5 protein-coding genes are annotated in these 5,999 nt (G+C 56.6%); 1 reads left to right on the top strand and 4 read right to left on the bottom strand.

Annotated features, from left to right (window positions below; translation table 11 throughout):
• Nucleotides 1-142: 142 nt before the first annotated feature.
• Nucleotides 143-925: a DMT family transporter gene (locus ACE4YL_RS10965; RefSeq protein WP_461369644.1), complete on the top strand. Its 783-nt coding sequence runs from the start codon at nt 143-145 to the stop codon at nt 923-925.
• A 13-nt stretch (nt 926-938) separates the two neighbouring features.
• On the opposite strand, the gene ACE4YL_RS10960 is transcribed toward ACE4YL_RS10965, so the two are convergent.
• The 4 genes from ACE4YL_RS10960 to ACE4YL_RS10945 all read right to left on the bottom strand — a co-directional run bounded on the left by ACE4YL_RS10960 (nt 939) and on the right by ACE4YL_RS10945 (nt 5,455).
• Nucleotides 939-1,427: a GNAT family N-acetyltransferase gene (locus tag ACE4YL_RS10960; RefSeq protein ID WP_461369643.1), complete on the bottom strand. Its 489-nt coding sequence runs from the start codon at nt 1,425-1,427 to the stop codon at nt 939-941.
• Between the two features lie 49 nt (nt 1,428-1,476).
• A complete protein-coding gene (locus tag ACE4YL_RS10955; RefSeq protein ID WP_461369642.1) occupies nt 1,477-2,640 on the bottom strand; it encodes a pyridoxal phosphate-dependent aminotransferase in 1,164 nt (387 codons plus the stop codon).
• The gene (locus ACE4YL_RS10950) at nt 2,637-4,223 is read right to left on the bottom strand and encodes a class I adenylate-forming enzyme family protein (RefSeq protein ID WP_461369641.1); all 1,587 of its coding nucleotides are present in this window, start codon (nt 4,221-4,223) and stop codon (nt 2,637-2,639) included. The genes ACE4YL_RS10955 and ACE4YL_RS10950 overlap by 4 nt, the downstream gene beginning before the upstream one ends.
• A 95-nt stretch (nt 4,224-4,318) precedes the next feature.
• Nucleotides 4,319-5,455 carry a VanW family protein gene (locus ACE4YL_RS10945; RefSeq protein ID WP_461369640.1) on the bottom strand — a complete coding sequence of 379 codons (1,137 nt, stop codon included), beginning with the start codon at nt 5,453-5,455 and terminating at the stop codon, nt 4,319-4,321.
• Nucleotides 5,456-5,999: the final 544 nt, after the last annotated feature.

The raw sequence follows: 5,999 nt of genomic DNA, 5'->3' as shown, positions 1-5,999 counted from the left end.
TGCCATTTATTTGAGAGAAAGATGCTTGTTGTAATAGAGCCGTTCCCCGCCGGCATATAAAAAAGAGAGCGGGGAGGGCTTTGCGATTGAAAATAAACTGGCTTATATAAAAGTGCTCCTGGCGGCCGTGATTTGGGGCACCATGGGCGCTTTCGCCCGGTGGAGCGCGCTCAGCCCCCTGGAGCTCTCTTTTTTCCGCCTGGTTTCGGCTACTCTTGCCCTTTTTTTTCTTCTGCCCCGGGAGCAGCGCTTCTCTTATTTTTATACTAAAGAGTACCTGCTCATCTCTATCGCCGGCCTGCTTTTCGCCCTGGATACCATCTTCTATTTCAACGCTTTTCAATTGACCACCCTGGGAAATGCCGTTCTTCCTTATAATATGCAGCCTGTGTTCATGGCTTTGCTGTCGCCGCTAATTCTCAAGGAAAGGGCCGATCCCAGGAATATTTTTCTCTTTGTTCTCTCCCTTCTAGGCGTAGGCATAATGCTTCTTCCCTGCCTGCTCAAACTCTCTTACACCGATGCGGCGGGAATCGGTTTCTCCCTGGGAGGCGCCTTCTGCCTCTCCCTGGTAGCCCTCATTGCCAGGCACCTCCAGATGAATGCCATTATCTTTGTCTATTACACCATGTTTACCGCCTCTCTTATCCTGCTGCCTTTTTTCAAGTTTGCCGGACGGCTTGGGCTGAAGCAGCTCGTTATTGCTGCTGTTGTGGGATTGATCCATACCGCTCTGGCCTACGTCCTCTACTACGACAGCCTGCGGACAATCAGGATAGAGCACGTGGTTACGCTTTCTTACTTGATACCCGTAGTCGCCGCTTTAACCGGCCTGCTCATATTCCGTGAGCCGCTTAACCTGCATACGATTCTGGGCGGCCTCCTTATTATTGCCAGCGGCTTAATCCTCATCTTCAGGAGTTAACTTATCCGGGTTATCAAAGCCACTTCCAGACCACGATGACATCTTCTCCGTCTTTAAAAAAGCGAGGGCAGTGGCCGACCTGCAGCCAGCCCATGCTCATGAGGTGATTGAGCTGGGCTGTATTGGAGACCCTCACCTCCCCTGTAAACCAGCGGGCTCCCCGGTTAATGGCCACCTGGTTGGCTACCAGCTGCAGCTCCCTGGCCAGGCCTTTGCGGCGGTAGTCGGGATGCACGCACATGCTGTTGGTATGGGCAGCCTTTTCAAAGAGGCGGAAGCCGATGTAGGCCACCACCAGCCGGCCCCGGCGAATAACAATGTAGTAAGTATTGGGCATCAGCGCCAGCCAGATTAGAGCAGACAGACTGTAAGGCTGCGGGAAAAATTCTTTTTCCATGCGGGCTATCTGCAGTAGATCCAAGGGCTTCAACCAGTCGTAAAGGTAGGGGCCCTCTCTCCTGGGGACGGGGTCCAGCCGGCAAAGCGCTTTTCTTTTGAACATGGCCATCACCTTCGCAGCGTTATTTTGTAAAATTAAAGGGGCTCTTTTTTTACCCGGCTCTTTCCTCGATTATCCGGACCAGCCGCCGCACCCCTTCTTCAAGGACTCCGTCTTCCAGGGTAAAAGTGAGCCTGATATGGCCGCTGCCGCCGCTGCCGAAAGCGGAGCCGGGGACTACCGCGACGCCGTTGTTTAAGAGCAGCCGCACCGCTTCCCGGTCTGAGAGGCCTTCCGGAAGGCGCGGAAAGAGGTAGAAAGAACCCTGGGCGTTGTCGGTGGAGAGAATCTTGCTGCTTCTCAGGATGGAAAAGGCGAGATCGCGCTTCCGCTTTAGTATGGTCAGCATCTCCTCGTGATAACTCGCAGGGGCATTGAGCGCAGCCAGGGCCGCCTCCTGGATAATGGTGGCCACGTTGGTAAAACTGTTCTGCAGCAGGATATCGAACTTGCTCGCTATATTGGCAGGGGCCACGATCCAGCCGATGCGCAGGCCCGTCATGACATAAGACTTGGAGAAGGTGTCAATGATCACGGTGCGCTCTTTCAAGCCGGGGTATTCGGAAAGCGAGCGGTGCTTATAGGGGGGATATACTATCTGCGAGAAGATCTCATCCGAGGCCACCATGACTTGCGGATGGCGCTCCAGGACCGCCGCCACCTCTTCAATATTTTCAATCAACTGGCCGTTGGGCCGCTGCGGTGAATTAAGTATGACCAGCCTGGAGCGGGAGCTGATCAGCTTTTCCAGGTGCTCTGTATCCACGTTGCGCGGATCGCGGAAGGTTACATGCCTGATATGGGCTTGGAGATAGCGGGCCCAAAACTCGTCGGGCGGGTAGCCCGGGTTGGGCATGATCACCTCGTCGCCCCGGTCAAGAAAAAGCAGCATGGTGGAGGTGATGCCGAACTTGGCCCCGGGCGTGACGATTACCTCTTCGGGTGTGGTCGGCCTTCCCCTTTCCGTCATCTTTTCGGCAATGGCTTCTCGCAAGGGCATGATCCCGGCGCCCGGCGAATAGCGGACGTAGCCTTCCTCCAGCGATGCTCTCAAGGCTTCCCAGGCCTGCGGCGGCGGCTTGAATTCTGCTGAAGCGTAATCGCCTTTTTCCATGTGGATAATGTGCCTGCCGCCGCTCTCCAGCGCCGCTGCTTCCCGCATGGTGGACCACTGGGGCGGCAGCTCAAAATGAGACAAGCGGTCTGCTCCAGTCATCGATCTATCTCCTCTCCATGGTAGTGAGCGCCGGATTCCAGGCGCTCCTTTAGATCGCGGTAGAGGATTTTCCCCGCCGGGGATCGGGGTATGCTCTCCACGAAATAGTACTCCCGGGGCCGCTTGTACCGGGCCAGGGAGCCGGCCAGGCAGTGCTCATCCAGGGCGCGGGAGTCAAGTTTTTGTGACCGGGGGACGATAAAAGCGGCCACGATTTCCCCCCATCTTTCATCGGGCCGGCCCACAACGGCGGCCTCCTTGACCCCGGGATGGGCTATGAGCACATTCTCCACTTCAGCGGGATAAATATTTTCCCCGCCGCTGATGATCATGTGGTCGATCCGGCCTGCCAGGTGCAGGTCTCCTTCTTCATCCAGGTATCCCAGGTCGCCGGTATAATACCACCCATCTTCCCGGCGGCCGGCCTCCTTTTCAGGGCTGCCATTGAGATAACCCTGGAAAGCCTGGGGGCCCGCATTGACGATTATTTCTCCGATTGCCCCCTGCGGAACTGTCTCGTGCGGCAAGGCCCGGCGCTCCCTGCGGGGAGTGACCAGGCGCAGCAGGGTATGCAGGCCCGGGCGCCCGGCGGAGGCGGGCTTTTGCTTCAGGTCGGGATTAAAGGATATGGCCAGCATCTCGGTGCTGCCGTATTGATTGACAAAGACATCCGGCGAAAAAACGGCGAAACATTGTACCACCAGCGGCGGAGGCATGGGGGCACCGGCATAAGCCAGTTTGCGGACAGGGATCTTTTTTTTCTCGTTATTGGTGATAAACTGAACCAGGTTATGGAAGACGGTGGGAACAAGATAGAGGGCGGTAACACTGTTGATTTCTATATGGCGGAGGCAGGCGGAGGGTTCAGCCCTGGGCAGAAGAACGGAGGCGCCGTTTAGAAGGACCATGCTGATGAGCGTGTGCAGGCCCATGGTATGGTAAAGGGGCATCACGGCGAGGATCCGCTCGAATGGTGACCAGCGGTGCCCCAGGATTATGGCCAGGGAGGCGTAGTAGTCGCTGCGGCAGCTGCGGCAAACTCCCTTTGGCCTCCCGGTGGTGCCCGATGTATAGAGGATGGTTCCCGTATGCGCATCGCTGCGCGCAACAGGGGGAGCCTGGTCTAGGGGGCCGGCGGTCATATGGTCATATGATAAAACCGCCGCGCTGCCGCTGCCGTTAGGGCTTGCGCCGCCGCCTTCTTCAATGCGGATTACCTTCCTGCCGCAGCGTTCCAGGGCCAGGTTGGCTTCATCCTTGGTGCTCCGGTCGTAAAAGATGGCCTTAACGTTGGCTTCCGCGATGGCGTAAGCGATCTGCTCGTGCTTCCAGCGGGCGTGGAAAAACACGGCCGTGGCCCCTGTTTTATGGGCGGCAAAGTAGAGCGTGGCCGGGGCTTCGCCGTTTGCGGCGCAGATGGCCAGCCGGTCCCCCTCTTTAAGACCATGTCTATACAGCTGCCAGGCTGCGGCATTGACTCTTTCGTTCCATTCCTTGTATGTATAGGTCTTTTCCGGGGTAATGATGGCCTCCGTTTCGGGATAGCGGTGGGCTGCCAGTTCCAGCGCTGTTGCCAGGTTCAAGCTCAATTCCTCGCTCTGCTTTTTCAAGCCGTTGATAGATTAATATATGTTCAGGCAGCGGGGAAGGTTCATGTAAGGCAGGGGAGGCGGGGCGTCTAAGGCGCCCCGCGCCGGATTACGGTGGGGTAGGGGGAATAGCGATCTACGGAAATTTTTTCTCTGCTGATTACCCTATCCCCGCGGTAAAGGGTTTTCCAGACTTCCACAACATAGCCGGGGGAGCCTTCATCTTTCTCCTCCGTCCCCGGAGAGAGGGCCGGATCGACCCGGTATCTTACCGGGGGCGGAAATACTTCCAGCTCCACGGTGCTGATCTCCACCCGCTCGGCCATGGGGGCGCCGAAGATCCAAAAAGTTAAGGCGTCGTTTTTTACCCCGGCGTTAATTAAAATGTGTTGGCCGCTGCTATTGCGGAATTTTAAATCCCTGGCGCCATAGGCGATAGTGGCGTCGCGGCCGGGGGGGAGGTAGGGCACGGTGAGATTATGGTTATGGCGCTCGACGATCTCCAGGTTGGCCAGCAGGGCGGCGTTATAGAGGGTGGATGAGATCTGGCAGAGGCCTCCGCCGTATCCCGGGAGCAGCTCTTCACCCACGATTACCGGCGCTTCCCGGTAGCCTTTTTCCGGGGTGGTATCGCCAACAATATGATTAAGGGAGAAGAGCTCCCCGGGAGCGACAATGCAGCCGTCCAGGGTCGAGGCGGCCAGTTTAATATTGTGCACCCGGTCTTTTTTCGAGAGGTCGAAGCGGGTGGTAAAGGAACTTCTCAGGGCCGATATGCCCATCTGCTTAAACGCAAGCGCCGTCAACCGGGCGGGGATATCCTCGTAGGGAACGGGCATCTGCAGGGGCAAGCCCGGCACTTCCAGGGTATAAAGGAGCTGCTTGTAGAACTCCTCCTGGAGGACGCGATAACCGGGCTCTTCCGGAACCAGTAGAGCTTCCCTGTCATCCGCGCCGGCTTGGAAATAGGCATCCTGCGGCGGCCTGTTGAAAGTCTCTGCCAGTGGAAGCAGGGCCTGCCGCAGCCGGTTTTCGTCCAGGCGGCAGCGCAGGGGGATAAAGGCTTTTTTCTTCAAGAGGGCCAGCCGGTCCAGGTAAGAGCGCGGCGGGCGATGGTTGCGGCCTTGTTGATAGGCCTCCATGAAGGTGGCTTTACTGTCGATCATTATGCCCAGCTCCCGGAGCGTGAAGGATACGGCTTCCCCCCTGGGTCCGGTTAAAATCATCTTCTGCCCGGCAAGGATTGATGCCGCCTGCTGGTAAGTTTTACCTCCAAGTTGGATCTGTTTCACATAAACCCCGGGATAGACCCGGTTGTGGAAATAGACCATGTCAGCCGCGGCGACGGTTAAAAGGAAAATAAAAAAAAGCAGTGCCAGGAAAGTTTTATTCCGGCGTTTTCCTCTAAACGAAAAGAGAGCCAGGCCCATAAAATCACCTGTAACATTATATCGGCGGCAAGGAAGGAATATGAGATGCCCACGGGCAGGCGAGCGGAAGGCCGGAGGGTATGGCTGCTTCGGGAACCAATTCAGGGTTAAGAATGTCTACAGAAGTAGAAGGTAACCAGAACATAAATAAATAAGGGGTGTTCTAGGTTGAGAAAAATAGTTGCCGCATTGCTGGTCGTATTTATCCTGGGCAGCTCTATTCCCAGCGGCCTGGCACAGGACTATCACCGGCAGGTTTTGGAATACCTGGCCGGGCAGCTGCAGGTGGGGGAAGAAGATATTCATCTTGAAGGCAACTTGATGGAGCTGCCGCTCAGTG

It is taken from the genome of Candidatus Darwinibacter acetoxidans, assembly GCF_041936445.1.
In the GTDB taxonomy this organism is placed as follows: domain Bacteria; phylum Bacillota; class Limnochordia; order Darwinibacteriales; family Darwinibacteriaceae; genus DTU010.
This window is presented reverse-complemented; position numbering and strand designations above follow the sequence as displayed.

Bases quoted from the DNA above. Each gene is read 5' to 3' on its own strand.
- ACE4YL_RS10965 (WP_461369644.1), top strand. From the start codon at position 143: ATGGGCGCTTTCGCCCGGTGGAGCGCGCTCAGCCCCCTGGAGCTCTCT.
- ACE4YL_RS10960 (WP_461369643.1), bottom strand. From the start codon at position 1,427: ATGTTCAAAAGAAAAGCGCTTTGCCGGCTGGACCCCGTCCCCAGGAGA.
- ACE4YL_RS10955 (WP_461369642.1), bottom strand. From the start codon at position 2,640: ATGACTGGAGCAGACCGCTTGTCTCATTTTGAGCTGCCGCCCCAGTGG.
- ACE4YL_RS10945 (WP_461369640.1), bottom strand. From the start codon at position 5,455: ATGATTTTAACCGGACCCAGGGGGGAAGCCGTATCCTTCACGCTCCGG.